Genomic DNA, 16,773 nt, shown 5'->3' on the forward strand with positions numbered 1-16,773 from the left:
AACTAGGTCATGCGGGGGAGCAGAACAGGACCGGCCGCTGACTACACTGGCGCAGGAACACTTCGGAGGGTGCTGGACGTCGACATGCTGAATATATTGAGGCGGCTCGTGCCTCCAACGGGCTCCGAGGAAAGCCGCTGGGAGCGGCCCAGCCCCACCCAGGAGCAGCTGCGCAGGGACCTGATCGGCGTTGTCGTTTTCTTCCTGATCAGCGCCGTCGCGCTGGAGTTGAGCAGGGGCGTCGGGGCCATGGCCGAGGAACGCAGCCCCATCTGGCTGCAGCATTGCGTTCTCGCCCTGATGATCTTCCCGCTCGTGCTCCGGCGCCGCTTCCCCGTCGCGGTCATGCTGGTGATGTCCGCGCTCTTCATCATCCTCAGCCTCTGGATTCCAGCCCTCTCCATCCAGCTCTCGTATCAGGTTGCCTATTTTGCCTCGCTGTACTCGGCGGTGGCGTGGGCCAAGGACAGGCGCGTGCTGTGGCTCGGCACCACCGTTGTGGTGGTCGCCATGACGCTGTGGCTGATCCTGTCCCTCACGGTTTCGAACACATTCGACGGCATGCTGGAGCGGGTCTCCGAGGGGGACGAAACCTGGCGGGGAATCCTTGACCCGCTGACCTCCGCGGCGGTCTACAACTTCATGGTGAATTTCGCGTACTTCGGCGGCGCCATCCTGGCCGGACTGTCCTCCTGGCGCAACGCCCTGCAGCGCACTCAGCTGGCTCAGCAGGCCGAGCAGATCGCGCAACAGTCCGCCGAGCTTGCCCGGCGGGCCGTCATCGAGGAACGGCTCCGGATTGCGCGTGAGCTTCACGACGTCGTGGCCCACCACGTGTCCGTGATCGGAGTCCAGGCCGGCGCCGCCCGCCGTGTGATGGACCGGAAACCGGACGTCGCGGCTGAATCGCTGCGCACCATCGAACAGGCCAGCCGTCAGGCCGTGACCGATATGCGGAACCTGCTGGGCGTGCTGCGGTCGGACACCTCGGTTGAAGAAGCCGACGACGGCGGCCGCCATCCGGAGCCCGGGCTCCCCGACATCAGTGCCCTGGCTGAGTTGCAGCGTGAGTTCGGCCTGGATGTCACCTTTTCCCGGATTGAAGACGTTTCGGGAGCCCTCGACGACGTGTCGGCGCCGCTGGCGCTTTCCCTGTACCGGACGGCGCAGGAATCCCTCACCAACGTCCGCCGCCATTCCACCGCCTCGGCAGCCGTCATGACCCTGCGGACCGGGCAGACCGCGGAACAGCGTTGGGTGGAACTCGAGACGGTGGACAACGGAAGGCCGCGCCCGCGAGCAGAACCCGGGTCAGGGTTCGGGCTGCAGGGCATCCGGGAACGGGTAGCGCTGCATCGCGGTGCCGCTGAAATCGGTCCCCGGGCGGACGGAGGCTGGCGGGTCCGCGCCCGCTTCCTGATGTCCTAAGCACAGGTCATCCCGAACGTCCTCACCATTCCCAAAACTTCACACCGAAAGACGTCATGGACAAGATTCGAGTACTGCTAGCTGACGACCAGGGGCTGGTCCGTGCCGGTTTCGCCACCATGTTGTCCGTCGAGGACGACATCGAGGTGGTGGGACAGGTCACCAACGGGCAGGAGGCGGTCGACTTCGCCACCTCGCACGATGTCGACGTCATCCTCATGGACGTGCAAATGCCGGTGCTGGACGGCATCAGGGCCACGGAGCAAATCACCGCAGCCGGCCGCGGCAAGGTCATCATCCTGACCACCTTCGAGCGCGACGACTACCTGTTCGACGCGATCCGCGGCGGTGCGAGCGGCTTCCTCCTGAAGAACGCCGAACCGGAAGATCTGATTGCAGCGGTCCACGCGGTGGCCGGCGGCTACGCGCTGCTGGCACCGGAGGTTACTGTCCGGGTGATCGAACGGTTCACCAGCCAGTTCGATGGTGCCGGCACCGCCCCGGCGCACAAGCACCCCACACCGGAGCAGCAGCACAAACAGCGGCTGCTCGCCTCGCTGACGCAGCGTGAAAAGGAAGTCCTGGTGTGCATGGCGTCAGGGCTCAGCAACGCCGAGCTTGCCGGGAAGCTGTTCCTCGCCGAGGCTACGGTCAAGTCCCACGTGTCCTCCCTGCTGGGCAAAATCCAGGTGCGCGACCGGGTACAGGCAGTCGTGTTTGCCTACGAAAGCGGGCTCATCCGTCCGGGTGAATGAAAGTTCCGTCTTTCGGCGCATCCCCGAACTGGCCCGCCTCCCTAGTGTTGATCCCAGGAAGACCAAACGGGAGGAAACCCATGTTGCAGGTGCAGAACCTGACCCGCCGTTTCGGCGAGAACACCGCCGTCGACGATGTGAGCTTCACTGTCCCTTCGGGCAAGATGACCGGGTTCGTCGGCGCAAACGGTGCCGGCAAGACGACCACCATGCGCATGATCATGGGTGTACTCACCGCGCAGGCCGGGGAGGTGCTGGTTGATGGACGTCCGGTCACCGCGAATGACCGCGCCACCTTCGGGTACATGCCCGAGGAGCGGGGCCTCTACCCGAAGCAGCCCATTCTCGATCAGCTCGTCTACCTCGGGCAGCTGCACCGGATGAGCCAGTCGGATGCGCGGTCGCGGGCGCAGGAGCTGCTTGAACGGTTCCAGCTCGGCGACCGGGGCAAGGACAAGCTGGAGTCGCTCTCGCTCGGTAACCAGCAGCGGGTGCAGATTGCGGCGTCGCTCCTTCACCGCCCGTCCGTACTCATTCTCGATGAGCCCTTCTCAGGCCTGGACCCGGTGGCCGTCGATTCGATGGTGGAACTGCTACGCGAACACACCGCGCAGGGGGTTCCTGTCCTCTTCTCAAGCCACCAGCTCGACCTCGTGGACCGGCTGTGCGACAACCTGGTGGTCCTGCAGAAGGGCCGGCTCGTCGCCTCGGGGACAGGCGACGAACTCCGCGCGACAGCGCCCCGGCGTCACCGGCTGACGGTCTCACCCGACGCCGGCTGGGTACGTGAGGAAACCGGTGTGCGCGTCATAGACGTGGCAGGACGGGACGCCGTCGTGGAATTGGACAACGACGACGACGCCCAACGCCTCCTCGCCGCTGCCATGACGCGGGGCAGTGTGCACGAGTTCAGCAGAATCCGACCCAGTCTCAGCGAAATCTACCGGGGGGTATCCCAATGAGCACCGAAACCGCATACAGGCAACAGCAGCGAGGGCCGGCGTCGTCGTCCCCTTCGGGGCACAACCCGCAGCCGGCCTGGCTGATCGTAACGCTGCGCGAGGTCATGGTGAAGGCAAAGGATCGCGGCTTCGCGATCTCGACACTCGTGACCCTGGTGCTGATTGTCGCGGGCGTCGTTTTCAACGCCTACATGTCCACCCGGGGCGAGGAGTACACCGTCGCGGTGAGCTCGAACGCCGGGGAGTCTGTGGTCGCCCTCGCACATGAAGTAGGCCAGGACGACGACGGCAACACGGCCTTCGAGACGATAGCCACAGTGTCCGATGATGCAGCGCTTGAGCAGGTCCGGACCGAGGGAGCCGACGCAGCCCTCATCCGCGGGGGCGACGGTACGTGGACCCTGACCGGCAAGAACGAGGTACCCCGAGGTCTGAGCAGCGGCCTGGGTGCCGCCCTGGAGGCCTACGCCCTCGAGTCGAATGCAGCAGCTGCGGGGACCACTTCCGAGCAGCTGCTCAGGGGGTCGACGCTGGAGGAGTCGCTCCTGGAGGGCAACGCGGAAAACCAGGCCGTTGCGGACGTGGCCGGCTTCGCGTTCAGCTTCCTGTTCTACATGGCGTCCATCATCTTCGGAATGGCTATTGCCAATTCGGTGGTGGAAGAGAAGCAGAACCGCGTGGTGGAGATCCTGGCCACTGCGATCCCTGTGCGGCAGCTGTTGTACGGCAAGGTGCTGGGCAACACGATCCTGGCGATGATCCAGCTGGCGCTGTACGGCGGAGCGGCGCTGCTCGCGTTGAACCTCACGGACACCGCGGACATCATCGGCAGCATCATCCCCGCGTCCGGGTGGTTCATGGTGTTCTTCCTGTTCGGTTTCCTGATCCTGGCCGCCATGTGGGCGGTGCTCGGGTCGCTGGCCAGCCGTGCGGAGGATCTGACGAGCAGTTCGACACCGGTCATGGCCCTGATCTTCGCTGCACTGGGTGCCGGGTTGTTCGCCTCGGGCCAGCTGCTCGTCATTGCGTCCTATGTGCCGGTGGTGTCATCCGTTGCGATGCCGATCCGCATGCTGAACTCCGAGGTCGCGCTCTGGGAACCGATCCTGTCACTGGTGCTCGCGCTCGCTGCTGCGGTTGCGTTGCTCCATCTCGGCGAGAAGATCTACCGCCGTGCCGTGATGCAAGGCGGTGGAGCGCTGACCCTGCGCAAGGCGATGAAGCTGGAGCAGTAGGGCAATCCCGCAGAATTGGCCCTTGGGTTCAGAAAACGCCGGTTCGATCCGACGGACGTGCATCCAAGGGCCATTTCTGTGCGCGCCGTGGCGGTAGAGGTGGGGACGATTCCCACGAGCACTACGTTGGTACTGGCAAGACACCATCTCCCACGGAAGGTACTCAGTCATGGCCGGATTCGGCTCGCTCGGCAAGATCGCGAAGGAACTCGCCCGCAACCCCAAGGTCCGCGAAGCGCTCAACAGCCCCCAGGCCAAACAGATGGGCAGCAAAGTAGTGGACCGCGTGGCTGACGTTGCGGACAAGGCAACCAAGGGCAAGCACCAGGACAAGATCCAGAACGCCCGCGGCCAGGCGCAGAAGCATCTGCGTGGACCGGGTGAAGGCCCCGACGCAAACCCGAACAATCCCGGGTCCCCCCGCCGCTGAGCTTGAGCGAGGCAGCGGACTTCATCGACGCCGCGCTACAGCGCGAGGCGTCGTGGGAACGGGCGGATGCACTGAACGCGCTCGACGACGGCCTTCGCTACTACGGTTCCTCGGTCGGCGCCGTGCGCGGCACCGTACGGGACGCCGGCCGCAAGTTCCGAGGGATGGACCGGCAGGACGTGCTTTTCCTCAGTGCCGAGCTGTGGTTCGAGCCGGTGTTCGAGCGGCGTCTCGCCGCCGTGGTTCTGCTGCAGTCCTCCGTTCCCCTGCTCCGGCACTCGGACCTCGCCCGCCTGGAGCGTTACGTGCGGGATAGCCGGAGGGAGTCGCTGGTGGATCCAGTGGCGGTCGACGTCGTCGGGCCGTTGGCTGCGCGCCTGACCGGGCCGGAGCGCTCCCACGCCGAGGAGGTGCTGGACCGCTGGGCCGCAAGCGCCGACCCCTGGCTCCGGCGTGCAGCCCTGCTTGCTCCGCTGCGCGAACTGCGCTCAGGCGAGGGAGACGGTGATGCCTTCCTCCGACGTGCGCATCTGGTGCTGGAGAAGAACGACGACGGCGGGCCGGTCCGCGGCGCGTTCGAAGTGCTTCACGCAGAACTGGGGAAGAGGCGGCCCGAGCTCCTGGTTGAGCTGCCCCAGAGCTAGCGCCCGAAGAGTCGCCCGACAAGAGCCGTGCTACTCCAGCCGTCGGCGTTTCGGGAAGGCGATCCGGTCCAGGTCATTCGCGGCGACAACCTGCGTGCCGACGGCGGCTGCGGCCGCCTGCTCCTGCAGGACGCTCACATCTGGATAGCGGGACGAGAAGTGGGTCAGCACCAGAATGCCGGCGTGCCCGTTCCCGGCGAGCGCGCCCGCTTGACCGGCGGTGAGGTGGAGGTACTGGGAGGCGAGGCCGGCGTCGTCGTTACTGAAAGTGGATTCCGCAACCAGGAGGTCCGCGCCGTCCGCCAGTGCGTCTGCGCCCTCGCACTCGGCCGTGTCCATGACGAAGGCGAAGCTCTGTCCGGGGCGGGGAACGCTCACGTCCTCGAGCGCGGCGCCACGGAGATGTCCTTCCCGCTGCAGGCGGCCGACGTCGGGCCCCGTGATTCCAGCCGCAGCGAGACGTTCCGGGATCAGACTGCGGGACGCCGGCTCGTTGAGTCGGTAGCCGTACGCCTCGATCCGGTGCCGCAGCGGTTGCACCTCGAGCCCGTCGGCGATGGTACCCGGTGACCCATGCGGGCTGAGCCGAAGGTCGAGGCCCGGAGTGGCGAGCGACACCAGCGCACGGACGGCCTCTTCGCCGGACGCGGGGTAGTGGAGGTGTACGGGATGGTCGACGCCGTCGAGCACCATGCGGGACAACACGCCGGGAAGGCCGAAACTGTGGTCGCCGTGGAGGTGCGTGAGGCAGATTCGCGTGATGCTTGACGTCCCGACTCCGGCATACGTCATCTGCCGCTGGGTCCCTTCACCCGGGTCGAAAAGCAGGCCTTCACCGTCCCAGCGGAGCAGGTAGCCGTTGTGGTTGCGCGTTCGGGTGGGAACCTGTGAGGCGGTGCCGAGGATCACGAGTTCGCGCATGGATTCGAGTGTGCCATTGTTGCGTCGGCTTCGGGCGACCTCGCTTGTTATCACGCCTTCCAGCGAGCGGCAGGCAGGAGTTGACGGAGTCCCAAGCTGTCCGTTCCCTCCCCAAAGTCCTCCCGTGGGGAGTAACGTGTTCGGCATTAGGAAGGCCGAACTGGGGAGGACCGTGTGAGCAGCGATACCAATGACTTTGAGGACGAGGTTGCCGACGGTCTGAAGAATCCGCGGAATCCGATTCCGCGCGACGTGGTCCAGGCGGATCAGGACGAGGATGAAGCGAGCGGCACAAAGCTCGGAGTGAACGAAGCTGCCGGACCCGCCGAAGAGAAGGATAAAGAGACCGACGACGAGCGCGAGCTCACCACCGACATCAGCCCCAGCGACTAGGACTCGTAACCGATGAGCCAGTGAAGGCCGTGACGGTCGATCACCTGGCCGTCCGAAGCGCCCCACGGCTTGGGCCCCAGGGGGTCAACGACCGAACCGCCTTCTGCCAGTCTGTCGAACCATTCATGGAGGACGTGTGATTCTGCGGTGCCGAGCAGGGAGAGCATCAGCCCCTCGAACCGGACACTCTTTCCATCGGCTCCTGCATCCGATCCTGCCAGCGCAACCATGCCGCTGAGCGTTCCGTGAGCGATTGCGTCAGGCGTGCCCTCGTCGCGGCCGAAATCCTGGTGGGTGTGCAGGGATAGCTCCCCGCCGAAAACGTCCGCATAGAAGGTGAGTGCTTCGCGGGCAGTACCGGGGAAGCTGACGTAAACCTGGGGTGCTGTCATGGGCACAGCCTACAGAGTCGGGGCTAACGCCGGGCGGCCGGCTCCTCCGAGGCTTCGAGGGCTTGCCAGCCTCCCTTGCGGAACACAGGCGTGCCCAGCAGAAGCACGACGACGGTAAGTAAGACAGCGCCGAGCATGACCACCGACATGGACGTGGCGTTGCCGCCGAGCAGGCCTACCACCGGGCTCACGATTCCGGCCACCCCGGACTGAAGGGCGCCGATGACGGCGGCCGCCGTGCCGGCCATGTGGCCGTACGAGTTGAGCGCGAGAACTGAGGCGTTCGCCGGGATCATCCCCTGGGTTCCAAGAACCAGCCACAGGCACGCGATCAAACCGACCACGCCACCGAATCCAGTGGCCGCAACCACAACCAGGATGACCGCGAAGACCAGCTGGGCGACGGCGGCAGTGCGCAGAAGCCGGGCAGGGGCGACCTTCCGGACGAGCGCTGCGTTCACCTGTGCTGACAGCACCAGCGCCAGGCCGTTCAAAGCGAAAATCAGGGCGAACTCCGCCTGGCTCAGCCCGTACTGGTCCTGAAACACGAAGGGGGATCCCACTACGTAGCTCATGATCACGCCGAGGCCGAGTCCGGGAATGACGGCAAGGGACATGAAGCGGACGTTCCTGAGCAGGTGCCAGTACCCGCCCGCGACGTGCCGGAGGTGGGCCGGTCGTCGTCGTTCCTCGGGAAGCGTCTCGGGCATGAACCGCCACACGATCACGACGAGTACGGCGCCGATCAGGGCCAGGGCGTAGAAAACTGCACGCCACTCCCACAGGCCCGCGACCGCCTGACCGATGGTGGGCGCGAACAGCGGGGCCACACCGATCACGAGCATGAGGCGGGAAAGTAGGCGGGCGGCATCGGAGCCAACGAACCTGTCGCGGATGACCGCTATGGCGACGACGGCAGCTGCCGCGTTGAAGAACCCCTGCAGAACGCGCAGGACGATGAGCGTGCCGATGTCGGGCGCAACCGAGCAGAGCAGCGAGATGACCACGTGCAGCATGATGCCGACGATGAGCGGGAGCCTTCGTCCGAACCGGTCGGAGAGCGGCCCGATCACCAGCTGGCCTACGCCGCCGCCGAGGAGCATCCCGGAGAGGGTGAACTGCACGGCCGCCTGGCTGGCCCTGAGGTCCTCGGCTACAGCAGGAAGCGAGGGCAGGTACATGTCGGTGGTGACGGCCGGGAGCGCGGCCAATGCCCCCAGCATCAGGATGTACTTGATGCCGGGAATATAACGGGGAGGGTGGGCCTGGGACGCAGGCGGTTGAGTCACCCGATTAACTGTAGGCCGATTTGTGGCCCCGTGGTGGATTGTTGAAACGTTACGGCAGGCTCAAGACCGGGTGCGGATAGGGTGGAGGAGTGACTGTACGGGGGACTGTCCTGGAGGCTGAGCGCCTTCTTGTCGGGTACGCGGGAGCGCCTGTCTGCGGCGAAATTACCGTGTCTGTCGCTGCCGGGGAGGTGCTCGGCGTCGTTGGTTTCAACGGTGCGGGCAAGTCGACGGCGGCCCGCACACTGGCGGGGCGTCAAGTGCCCATCTCGGGTGACGTGAAGGTGCATGGACTACTGGCCAACCCGGACGCCGTTCCCTTCCGCCGGGAGGTGTCCGCCGTCTTTGATGAGGATCTCTTCTTTCCGTCCCTGACTGTGCGCGAACACCTGTTGCTGGTGGCCCGTGGCCATTCGCTGCCCGAGCCGGAAGCCTCTGTGGAGGAGGAGCTGACCTTCTTTGGTCTCCACGCCCGCGCCGACGTCGTACCCGAGTCACTCTCCTCAGGACAGCGCCGGCGCACCCTCCTCGCCGCCGGACTGATGCGTCCCGCGTCGCTGCTCATCCTCGACGAACCGGAACAGCGGCTGGACCCAGTGATGCGTGAAGCGCTCGGCCGTCGAATCCGCACCATGGCCGACAACGGCACAGCTGTGGTGCTCGTGACGCACGACCCGCAGCTGCTCAGGGACACAGCCTCGTCCTGCCTGGTCATCGACGACGAGGTGACACTCGGAGCACCCGATGCGGGGGCGGCCATCATCGCGGGCTCCCGATGACCGCTCTTGCCGAACCGCACCCGGCGGTCGACCGGGCTGAAGAAATTGTCCGCTTCACCCGGTGGTCCGCCCGCCGTTACAACCGCGCCCGCACCTCGCTGCCCGACCTGTTCGTCGACGTCTACGTCAGCGTGCTTGCGTTGGGCTGCGCGGCCGCCCTTGCGGTTTCCTTCGTTCTGGCCCTGCGGGGTGAGTTCGCGAAACGTGCCACGTCCGACGGCGGCCTCATCACCGACCCGGTGTTTGTCCTGCCCAGCCAGGCGCTTGAGATGATGTTGACGTTCACTGCGCTCGCCGCCGTCGTCGTGCTGTCCCGACGGCTGGGACCGCTTGCCCTCGGGGGACCGGAGAGCGCGTGGTGGCTCTCCCTGCCGCTGGACCGCCGGCCCATGGTGTGGGGGCCGTACCTGCGCAGGACCGCCCTGTCGGGCGCCGGCGCAGCCGCGGTGTACGCGCCGTTCAGCATCCTCACCGCGCTTGAACGCAGCCCGCTGACGCACGCGTATGCCGCTGCCACGTTCGGGGCGGCTGTCGCAGCGGTGATCGGCATCGCCGGGCTGCTTCAGGAACGTCCCGGTGCGGTCGGACTGAAGGTGGCGGCCGGCGTCGTTGTGGCAGGCGGTGCGGTGGGTGCTGCTCTCGTGCCATCGATATGGACTGCAGGCGCCGCCGTGGTGCTGGCCGTTCTTCTGGTGGCCCTGGTTTCGCCGCGGGCCGGTCTTGTGCCCGGCTCGGAGCTGGCACGTGCGGGCGCGGTGTCCGGGCACGTGGGAGCCTCGTTCTACTTCATGGATACCAACGAGTTGCTGCGTGCTGTACGCGCGGAGAACCGGGCAGCTCATCGCCGCGGCTCCCGGTTCTTCGCCCGACCCTCCCGACGGCCGTTCGCGGCGCTGCTGCGCGCCGACATCGTCGCGTTCGTGCGCTTGCACCCGCTACCGACGACGGCGGTGCTTTGGCTGGTCGCCTGTGCTGCGGTGATGATGGTGGACGGCGGGCTGCCGCTGTTCGCGCAGCTGGCGGTTCTGGGAATCGCGGGATGCGCTGCATCCTCCGGCTTCGGGGCAGTGGCGCGGAGGGCGGCGCTGGTGCCGGAACTTGATGGGCTGGTTCCCGTGAGCGCCGCTTTGGTTCGAACCAGCCGGGCGTTCATGCCCGCCGTCGTCATGACGTTGTGGATGATCCTGCTCGGTGCCGTGCTGGTGGTCCTTGGCGCGGCGGGACCGATGCTCATCCTGCTGACAGGACTCGCCGGGATCGGGATGGGCGCGGGAACGGTGCGAGGCGCCACGAGGCCTTCGACCGACTGGTCTGCGCCACCGGTTGAGACTCCGTTCGGTCCGGTTCCCCGAGCGCAACTGGCGTCGCTCATGCGCGGAGTTGACGTGACGGTATTGAGCCTGATGCCGGTCCTGCTCACCCTCTACCTCGGAGCCGTGGCGCTGCCGGTGCTACTGGTGCAGGGCGTGATCAGCGTCGTCGTATTTCTTGTGGTGGCGATGACGAACCCGCATGACAAAGCTAGCGCTTGAGGTCCCGGCTCAGGTCGCGCCTGCGCATCCGCTCCCCGAGGAAGAACATGGTGAGTCCCTCCGCCAGGAGGAACGCTCCGACGGCGACGAGGAACCAGTCGAGTCCGGTGCCCGTGCCGTTGATGAGGTCGCGCACCGGCAGCACGAACAGGAAGAAGCCGGCGAGCAGCGATGTGCCACCCGTGAGCAGAAGCTTGGTATAGGTCATGACGTTCCCCTTGGAGCTGGTTACTCCATTCAAACAGCCGTACCGGAAGCTTGGAAGCGAAACCTAGACCGGGTCCGCAGCGGCCGCGAACTGGCTCATGTACAAGCGGTAATACGCACCCTGCGCTTCCAGGAGCTGCGCGTGGTTGCCCTGCTCCACGATCCGGCCCTCCTCCATCACCAGGATGATGTCCGCATCACGGATGGTGGACAGGCGGTGGGCAATGACGAAGCTGGTCCGGTCGGTCCGCAGCGCCGCCATGGCATGCTGCACCAGCAACTCCGTCCGGGTGTCGACCGAGCTGGTGGCCTCATCCAGGATCAGCAGTGACGGGTTGGCGAGGAAGGCACGGGCGATCGTGATCAGCTGCTTCTCGCCTGCACTGACGTTGTTCCCTTCTTCATCGATGACGGTTTCATAGCCGTCAGGCAGCGCGCGCACGAACCGGTCCACGTAAGTTGCCTTCGCCGCTTCCATCACCTGTTCCTTGGTGGCGTCCAGGTTGCCGTAGCGGATGTTCTCGTAGATCGAGCCCCCGAACAGCCAGGCGTCCTGCAGCACCATGCCGACCTTGGAGCGCAGCTCGGCGCGGCTGATGTGCGTGATGTCCACGCCGTCCACGGTGATGCGCCCTGAATTAAGCTCGTAGAAGCGCATGACGAGGTTAACCAGCGTTGTCTTGCCCGCACCGGTCGGGCCTACGATCGCCACCGTCTCACCCGGACTTGCCTCGAAGGACAGGTCCTCGATGAGCGGCTTGTCGGGGGAGTAGCTGAAGCTGACCCGCTCGAACTCGACATGGCCTGTGGTCCGCTCGGGCAGGGATTCGGTCGCCGTGTCCGGATCTTGCTCATCGGCGTCGAGCAGTTCGAAGACGCGTTCCGCGGACGCCACGCCGGACTGCAGCATGTTGGCCATGCCCGCCATCTGGCTCAGCGGTTGATTGAACTCGCGGGAATACTGGATGAAGGCGGTGGCCTCGCCGAGGGTCATTGAACCGGACGCCACGCGCAATCCGCCCACCACCGCGATGCCGACGTAGGACAGGTAGGAGATGAACTGCATGACCGGCATGATCATGCCGGAGACAAACTGTGCGCCGAAGGACGCCTTGTAGAGGTCGTCGTTCTTCTGGTCGAAGATCTCCAGCGATTCCTTCTCCCGGCCGAACACCCGCACCAGGTCGTGGCCGCTGAAGGACTCTTCGATATGTCCGTTGAGCTGCCCGGTGTGCTTCCACTGTTCCGCGAAAAGCTTCTGGCTGCGCACACCGATCATCCCGGCACCGAGGGCCGACAGGGGCAGCGCAACCAGGGCGATGAGCGCAAGCTGCCAGGAGACCACGAACATCATGACGGTGATGCCGATCAGGCTCAGCGCCGACATGATGAGCTGCGCGAACGCCTGCTGCAGGGCCTGCTGGACGTTGTCGACGTCGTTGGTCACTCGGGAGAGCAGGTCGCCTCGCTGCCGGGTGTCGAAGTAGTTCAGGGGGAGGCGGTTCAGCTTCGCCTCCACGTCGCGGCGGAGGTTGTAGACCACCCGCATGACCACTTTGTTCAGCAGGTAGCCCTGGAGCCACATGAACAGGGAGGCGACAAGGTACATGCCGAGCACGATGTAGATCAGGCGCCCCAGCAAGCCGAAGTCGATACCCACACCCGGGGTCACTTCCATGCCGGTCAGCATGTCCGCGAACTGGTCCTGCCCCTCAGCACGCAGCCCCTCGATGACCTGCTCCTGGCTCACGCCGCTGGGCAGGTTGCTGCTGATGACACCGCTGAAGATGACATCCATGGCGCTTCCCAGCACCCGAGGCGCAATGACATTGAGTACGACGGCGATGACCACCATCGCGAGTACCACCACGATGGCTGCCTTCTCCGGGGCCAGCAGGCCAAAGAGTCGCTTGGCGGAGGGCCAGAAGTGCTTGGCCTTCTTGGCCGGGACGCCGCCGAACATGTCGCCGTCAGCTTCAGAGGGACGGAATTCCTCGTCGAGCACCTGCGATTCAGCATCCGCCGCCGCACCCGGAGTAGGGGCGACCACCGGGTCGATGGTCCGGTCTGCGTCGGAACGGAGGTCTTTGTCGGTGCTCATGCCACTTCCTCCGCGGTAGTCTGCGATTCCACGATCTCCTGATAGGTCGGAGAAATCTCGAGCAACTCCTCGTGCGTACCGCGGGCGACGATTTCACCGTGTTCCATGACCAGGATCTGGTCGGCCTCGGTGATGGTGGTGACGCGCTGGGCAACGATGATGACTGTGGCGTCGTTGGTTTTCGGCTTCAACGCCGCACGCAGCCGCGAATCAGTGGTGACGTCGAGTGCCGAGAACGAGTCATCGAAGAGGTACACCTTGGGCTTTGCCACGAGGGCCCTCGCGATGCAGAGCCGTTGGCGTTGACCGCCGGACACGTTCGTTCCTCCCTGTGACACCCGCGCCTCGAGCCCGTGTTCTTTTGCCTGTACGAAATCTGCCGCCTGGGCGACCGTAAGGGCGTCCCAGAGGTCGTCGTCGTGCGCGTTCGGGTTGCCGAACCGCAGGTTGTGCGCGATGGTGCCCGAGAACAGGTAGGGGCGCTGGGGTACCAGCGCCACGCGCTCGGTAATGTCCCTGCGGGCCATATCGGTGACGGGGATTCCGTCCAGCAGGACCTGGCCGCCGCCGACGTCAAAGAGCCTCGGCAGCATACTGATCAGCGTGCTCTTTCCTGCGCCGGTGCTCCCGACGATTGCCGTGGTCTGGCCAGGGCGGGCCGTGAAGCTGATGTTGTTCAGGACGGGCGCCTCGGCCCCCGGGTAGGCGAAGGTGACGTTACGGAACTCGACCACGCCGGCCTTGCTGGCCGGCTGCAGCGGCTGGTCCGACTCGTGAATCGCCGGTTCGGTGTCCAGCACCTCGCCGATGCGCTCGGCACAAACGGATGCGCGGGGGATCATCATCGCCATGAACGTCCCCATCATGACTGCCACCAGGATCTGCAGGAGGTACTGCAGGAAGGCGGTCAGGGCGCCCACCTCCATTTCACCTGCGTCTACCCGCAGGCCGCCGAACCACAGCACGGCCGCTGTGGCGAGGTGCAGGATCATGCCGATGGCCGGGAACATGAGGACGAACAGTGACCCCACCGCGAGCGAAACATCCGTGAGCTCCCGGTTGGCCTTGCCGAAGCGCTTGGCTTCGTAGGGCTCGCGCACGAAGGCGCGGACCACGCGGATGCCGGTGATTTGCTCACGCAGCACCCCGTTGATGTTGTCGATCTTGACCTGCATGGTTCGGAACAGCGGCATAAGCCGCCAGACCAGGAACCCGACGACGACGAACAACGCCGGCACTGACACCCACACCAGCCAGGACAGCTCGAGGTCCTCACGCAGGGCCATGAAGATGCCGCCGATGCACATGATGGGGGCAGCGACCATGAAGTTCAGACCCATCAGCACGAGCATCTGCACCTGTTGGACATCATTGGTACCGCGGGTAATCAGGCTCGGGGCGCCGAAGGAACTGACTTCCTGGGCAGAGAAACCGGACACCCGGTGGAAGACGCTCTTGCGCACGTCCCGGCCCAACGCCATAGCGGCCTTCGACCCAAAGTAGACGGCGGCAATGGCAGCAGCAACCTGAATGAGGCTCACCCCGAGCATCACCATGCCCGTGTCCCAGATGTATCCGGTGTCGCCGCGGGCCACGCCCTCGTCGATGATCTGCGCGTTCAGGCTGGGCAGGTAGAGGGCAGCGATGGTCGACACCAGTTGCAGTGCAACCACTGCCAGGACTAGTGGCGCATAGGGCCGCAGGTAATGGCGGACCAATTTGATCAGCATGGAGCCGGTTCCTCGAATAGTGGGCTGACTGGCGGACGGCCTCTTGTGCTGAGGGGGGTGGCAGCCATGCTAAAGGCGCTAAACCACAAGAACCGCACTTCAGGTTAGTCCTGCGCCCCCGTCGGGACATCACCCGAAAGGAGGATCTGCGCGCTCAGCGTCGCTGGTTGGCTCCGAGGGAGACAGGGTTCACGAGCACACCGACTTCCTCCCGCATCCACCAGAGACCGGTCGCCCTCTTTTCCTCGCGCGTGGAGAAGCGGTACCGGAACATGCGAGCCCGGATATAGCGGGGGCGCTCGCCGTTGAACGGGTCGTGGCGGAGAAGCTTCAGGATCTTCGGGTCCGCTTCGAGGAGCTTCACGAGCAGCGGAGTGAACCAACCGCCGTCGGACCCCAAGGCCAGGAACCACATGAGCCAGTCCAGACGGAGGTGGTACGGGGCATACTGGCGGGGCATCCGGCCAGGGTCACCGGGCTTGCCCTTGAACTCGTACTCTTCCCAGCGGGAGCCGGGTGCGCCGTCGTCGCGCGTTCCTTCAATGATCACCTCGTTCCGGACCTTCGTGACGCTGCCAAAGGCTCCGTAGGCGTTCACCAGATGGAAGCGGTTGAAGCTGGCGTTCATCAGCTGCCGCTTGGCGAACAGGTTGCGCAGCGGCGGCCAGCTCAGCCAGGCGATGAAAACGGTCATCAGCACGACGACGGCTGCAAACCAGACCGGCGTCGTGCTGTATGCGGGCGCGATAGCGAGGCCGAAGGCTTCGTAGAACGAATCCGGCACCGCGCCGAAGGCGAGGACGATCGTGATCCAGTTGAGCCACGCGAAGTTCCCCGAGACCACGAGCCACGCCTGGGTCACGATGATGATCACGGCCGCCCACCCGGCGACCGGCTGCGGCGCGAAGAGGAAGAACGGCACCACCAGCTGGGTGAAGTGGTTACCGGCGACCTCCATGCGGTGCAGCGGCTTCGGCAGGAGGTGGAAGAAGCGGCTGGCGGCGTTGGGCATGGGCTGGGTTTCATGGTGGTAGTAGAGGGCGGTGAGATCACGCCAGGATCGGTCGCCGCGTATCTTGATCATGCCGGCGCCGAACTCCAGCCGGAACACCAGCCACCGGATGACCAGCAGCACCAGGAACGGCGGGGCCACCTCGTTGGATCCGAGGAACGCCACGAGGAACCCGGCCTCGAGCAACAGGCTCTCCCAACCGAACCCGTAGAAGACCTGGCCGATGTTGACGACCGAAAGGTAGAGCCCCCACAGGATGAGGAACGCGAGCATCGGCAGCCATGGGGGTCCGGCCTGCGGGATTCCGAGCACAAGCAAAGCTGCGATCGCGACGCCGACCCAGCACACCGTCAACAGGAGCCGGTCGGAGTAACGCCAGCGGAAGAGCGTGGGCCCGGCACGCTTCCCTGCCCGCTCGATGAACCGTGGCGCGGGCAGCAGCCCGTTCTCGCCGAGCAGCGCCGGGAACTGGTTGATGGCCGAGATGAAGGCGATGAGGTAGATGGCGGCGACCCCGCGCTGAAGTATCTGCCGCCCCACTTCGTATCCTTCGGCGTCGAGCACGCCGCTCAACCACTCCATGCTCCAACGAAACTCCCGTACAGGAGGGGGCGTCAAGGGGCACCGGCGGCTACTATTTCGGTACTCAAGCGGAAAGCCGCTGCCAACCTGGGGGCCCACATCATGCGATCAACTCTTGTTTCATCCTGCGTGCTCGGAGCAGCGTTGCTCCTTACCGGCTGCAGCGGTGGTGGCGAAGAACCCGAGGTGGGGCCGGCCAGCGCCACCGCCCCGGTGAATGCCGGTGTGAGCGCCGAGCCGTCAGCGGAAAGCACCGCCTCGGCCACTGCGCCGGCTTCTTCCGCTCCGGCTTCTGATCCAGCAGTGGCGCAGGTCAGTAAAGCGGAACTTGAGGCACGCATAACGGCCCTGACCGATTCACTCGGTAATCCGCTGCAGCTT

The 16,773-nt window shown here is 65.4% G+C and carries 16 protein-coding genes and 1 pseudogene; 10 read left to right on the plus strand and 7 right to left on the minus strand.

The window, feature by feature from the left end; genetic code table 11:
• Nucleotides 1–84: 84 nt before the first annotated feature.
• The 6 genes from RIF85_RS03520 to RIF85_RS03545 all read left to right on the plus strand — a co-directional run bounded on the left by RIF85_RS03520 (nucleotide 85) and on the right by RIF85_RS03545 (nucleotide 5,454).
• A complete protein-coding gene (locus RIF85_RS03520) occupies nucleotides 85–1,428 on the plus strand; it encodes a histidine kinase (RefSeq protein WP_309070528.1) in 1,344 nt (447 codons plus the stop codon).
• A gap of 56 nt (nucleotides 1,429–1,484) precedes the next feature.
• Nucleotides 1,485–2,183, plus strand: coding sequence for a response regulator transcription factor (locus RIF85_RS03525; RefSeq protein WP_309070529.1), 699 nt, complete (start codon nucleotides 1,485–1,487; stop codon nucleotides 2,181–2,183).
• A gap of 80 nt (nucleotides 2,184–2,263) precedes the next feature.
• Nucleotides 2,264–3,145 carry an ATP-binding cassette domain-containing protein gene (locus RIF85_RS03530; protein WP_309070530.1) on the plus strand — a complete coding sequence of 294 codons (882 nt, stop codon included), beginning with the start codon at nucleotides 2,264–2,266 and terminating at the stop codon, nucleotides 3,143–3,145.
• On the plus strand, nucleotides 3,142–4,380 hold the full coding sequence (locus tag RIF85_RS03535) for an ABC transporter permease (protein WP_309070531.1): 1,239 nt from the start codon (nucleotides 3,142–3,144) through the stop codon (nucleotides 4,378–4,380). Before RIF85_RS03530 ends, RIF85_RS03535 begins: the two co-directional genes overlap by 4 nt.
• 169 nt (nucleotides 4,381–4,549) lie before the next feature.
• The gene (locus RIF85_RS03540) at nucleotides 4,550–4,810 is read left to right on the plus strand and encodes an antitoxin (RefSeq protein WP_309070532.1); all 261 of its coding nucleotides are present in this window, start codon (nucleotides 4,550–4,552) and stop codon (nucleotides 4,808–4,810) included.
• Nucleotides 4,811–4,812: 2 nt separating this feature from the next.
• Nucleotides 4,813–5,454: a DNA alkylation repair protein gene (locus tag RIF85_RS03545; protein WP_309070533.1), complete on the plus strand. Its 642-nt coding sequence runs from the start codon at nucleotides 4,813–4,815 to the stop codon at nucleotides 5,452–5,454.
• A 30-nt stretch (nucleotides 5,455–5,484) separates the two neighbouring features.
• Here the strand turns inward: RIF85_RS03545 and RIF85_RS03550 are convergent, their stop codons facing one another.
• A complete protein-coding gene (locus RIF85_RS03550; RefSeq protein ID WP_309070534.1) occupies nucleotides 5,485–6,375 on the minus strand; it encodes a ribonuclease Z in 891 nt (296 codons plus the stop codon).
• Nucleotides 6,376–6,549: 174 nt separating this feature from the next.
• On the opposite strand from RIF85_RS03550, the gene RIF85_RS03555 reads away from it, so the two are divergent.
• On the plus strand, nucleotides 6,550–6,768 hold the full coding sequence (locus RIF85_RS03555) for a hypothetical protein (RefSeq protein ID WP_309070535.1): 219 nt from the start codon (nucleotides 6,550–6,552) through the stop codon (nucleotides 6,766–6,768).
• Here the strand turns inward: RIF85_RS03555 and RIF85_RS03560 are convergent.
• Together RIF85_RS03560 and RIF85_RS03565 are read right to left on the minus strand one after the other, a co-directional pair.
• Nucleotides 6,765–7,160 (minus strand): VOC family protein, encoded by a 396-nt coding sequence (locus RIF85_RS03560; protein ID WP_309070536.1) that lies wholly within the window; start codon nucleotides 7,158–7,160, stop codon nucleotides 6,765–6,767. The genes RIF85_RS03555 and RIF85_RS03560 overlap by 4 nt on opposite strands.
• A gap of 23 nt (nucleotides 7,161–7,183) precedes the next feature.
• On the minus strand, nucleotides 7,184–8,449 hold the full coding sequence (locus RIF85_RS03565; RefSeq protein WP_309070537.1) for a multidrug effflux MFS transporter: 1,266 nt from the start codon (nucleotides 8,447–8,449) through the stop codon (nucleotides 7,184–7,186).
• 89 nt (nucleotides 8,450–8,538) lie between these two features.
• Here RIF85_RS03565 and RIF85_RS03570 point away from each other — a divergent pair, with 89 nt between their 5' ends.
• Together RIF85_RS03570 and RIF85_RS03575 are read left to right on the plus strand one after the other, a co-directional pair.
• Entirely contained in the window at nucleotides 8,539–9,228 is a 690-nt protein-coding gene (locus RIF85_RS03570; protein WP_309070538.1) for an ABC transporter ATP-binding protein, read from the plus strand.
• Entirely contained in the window at nucleotides 9,225–10,760 is a 1,536-nt protein-coding gene (locus RIF85_RS03575) for a DUF6297 family protein (RefSeq protein WP_309070539.1), read from the plus strand. Before RIF85_RS03570 ends, RIF85_RS03575 begins: the two co-directional genes overlap by 4 nt.
• Here the strand turns inward: RIF85_RS03575 and RIF85_RS03580 are convergent.
• The 4 genes from RIF85_RS03580 to RIF85_RS03595 form a co-directional block, all read right to left on the minus strand.
• Complete coding sequence (locus tag RIF85_RS03580; protein ID WP_309070540.1) at nucleotides 10,750–10,968, minus strand: hypothetical protein; 219 nt, start codon at nucleotides 10,966–10,968, stop codon at nucleotides 10,750–10,752. The two genes, RIF85_RS03575 and RIF85_RS03580, sit on opposite strands and share 11 nt — an antisense overlap.
• A 63-nt stretch (nucleotides 10,969–11,031) precedes the next feature.
• On the minus strand, nucleotides 11,032–12,930 hold the full coding sequence (locus RIF85_RS03585; RefSeq protein WP_309070544.1) for an ABC transporter ATP-binding protein: 1,899 nt from the start codon (nucleotides 12,928–12,930) through the stop codon (nucleotides 11,032–11,034).
• A gap of 134 nt (nucleotides 12,931–13,064) precedes the next feature.
• Nucleotides 13,065–14,798 (minus strand): ABC transporter ATP-binding protein, encoded by a 1,734-nt coding sequence (locus RIF85_RS03590; RefSeq protein ID WP_309070541.1) that lies wholly within the window; start codon nucleotides 14,796–14,798, stop codon nucleotides 13,065–13,067.
• Nucleotides 14,799–14,952: 154 nt separating this feature from the next.
• Nucleotides 14,953–16,392 carry a lipase maturation factor family protein gene (locus tag RIF85_RS03595; protein ID WP_309070542.1) on the minus strand — a complete coding sequence of 480 codons (1,440 nt, stop codon included), beginning with the start codon at nucleotides 16,390–16,392 and terminating at the stop codon, nucleotides 14,953–14,955.
• A 102-nt stretch (nucleotides 16,393–16,494) separates the two neighbouring features.
• Here RIF85_RS03595 and RIF85_RS03600 point away from each other — a divergent pair.
• Nucleotides 16,495–16,773 (plus strand): annotated as a pseudogene (locus RIF85_RS03600) (hypothetical protein); the annotation flags it as partial.

Source organism: Arthrobacter sp., assembly GCF_031179385.1.
GTDB lineage: Bacteria > Actinomycetota > Actinomycetes > Actinomycetales > Micrococcaceae > Arthrobacter_D.

Excerpts from the sequence above, each read along its gene's own strand:
- RIF85_RS03520 (WP_309070528.1), top strand. The coding sequence starts at position 85 with ATGCTGAATATATTGAGGCGGCTCGTGCCTCCAACGGGCTCCGAGGAA.
- RIF85_RS03525 (WP_309070529.1), top strand. The coding sequence starts at position 1,485 with ATGGACAAGATTCGAGTACTGCTAGCTGACGACCAGGGGCTGGTCCGT.
- RIF85_RS03530 (WP_309070530.1), top strand. The coding sequence starts at position 2,264 with ATGTTGCAGGTGCAGAACCTGACCCGCCGTTTCGGCGAGAACACCGCC.
- RIF85_RS03535 (WP_309070531.1), top strand. The coding sequence starts at position 3,142 with ATGAGCACCGAAACCGCATACAGGCAACAGCAGCGAGGGCCGGCGTCG.
- RIF85_RS03540 (WP_309070532.1), top strand. The coding sequence starts at position 4,550 with ATGGCCGGATTCGGCTCGCTCGGCAAGATCGCGAAGGAACTCGCCCGC.
- RIF85_RS03550 (WP_309070534.1), bottom strand. The coding sequence starts at position 6,375 with ATGCGCGAACTCGTGATCCTCGGCACCGCCTCACAGGTTCCCACCCGA.
- RIF85_RS03560 (WP_309070536.1), bottom strand. The coding sequence starts at position 7,160 with ATGACAGCACCCCAGGTTTACGTCAGCTTCCCCGGTACTGCCCGCGAA.
- RIF85_RS03575 (WP_309070539.1), top strand. The coding sequence starts at position 9,225 with ATGACCGCTCTTGCCGAACCGCACCCGGCGGTCGACCGGGCTGAAGAA.
- RIF85_RS03580 (WP_309070540.1), bottom strand. The coding sequence starts at position 10,968 with ATGACCTATACCAAGCTTCTGCTCACGGGTGGCACATCGCTGCTCGCC.
- RIF85_RS03585 (WP_309070544.1), bottom strand. The coding sequence starts at position 12,930 with ATGTTCGGCGGCGTCCCGGCCAAGAAGGCCAAGCACTTCTGGCCCTCC.
- RIF85_RS03590 (WP_309070541.1), bottom strand. The coding sequence starts at position 14,798 with ATGCTGATCAAATTGGTCCGCCATTACCTGCGGCCCTATGCGCCACTA.
- RIF85_RS03595 (WP_309070542.1), bottom strand. The coding sequence starts at position 16,392 with ATGGAGTGGTTGAGCGGCGTGCTCGACGCCGAAGGATACGAAGTGGGG.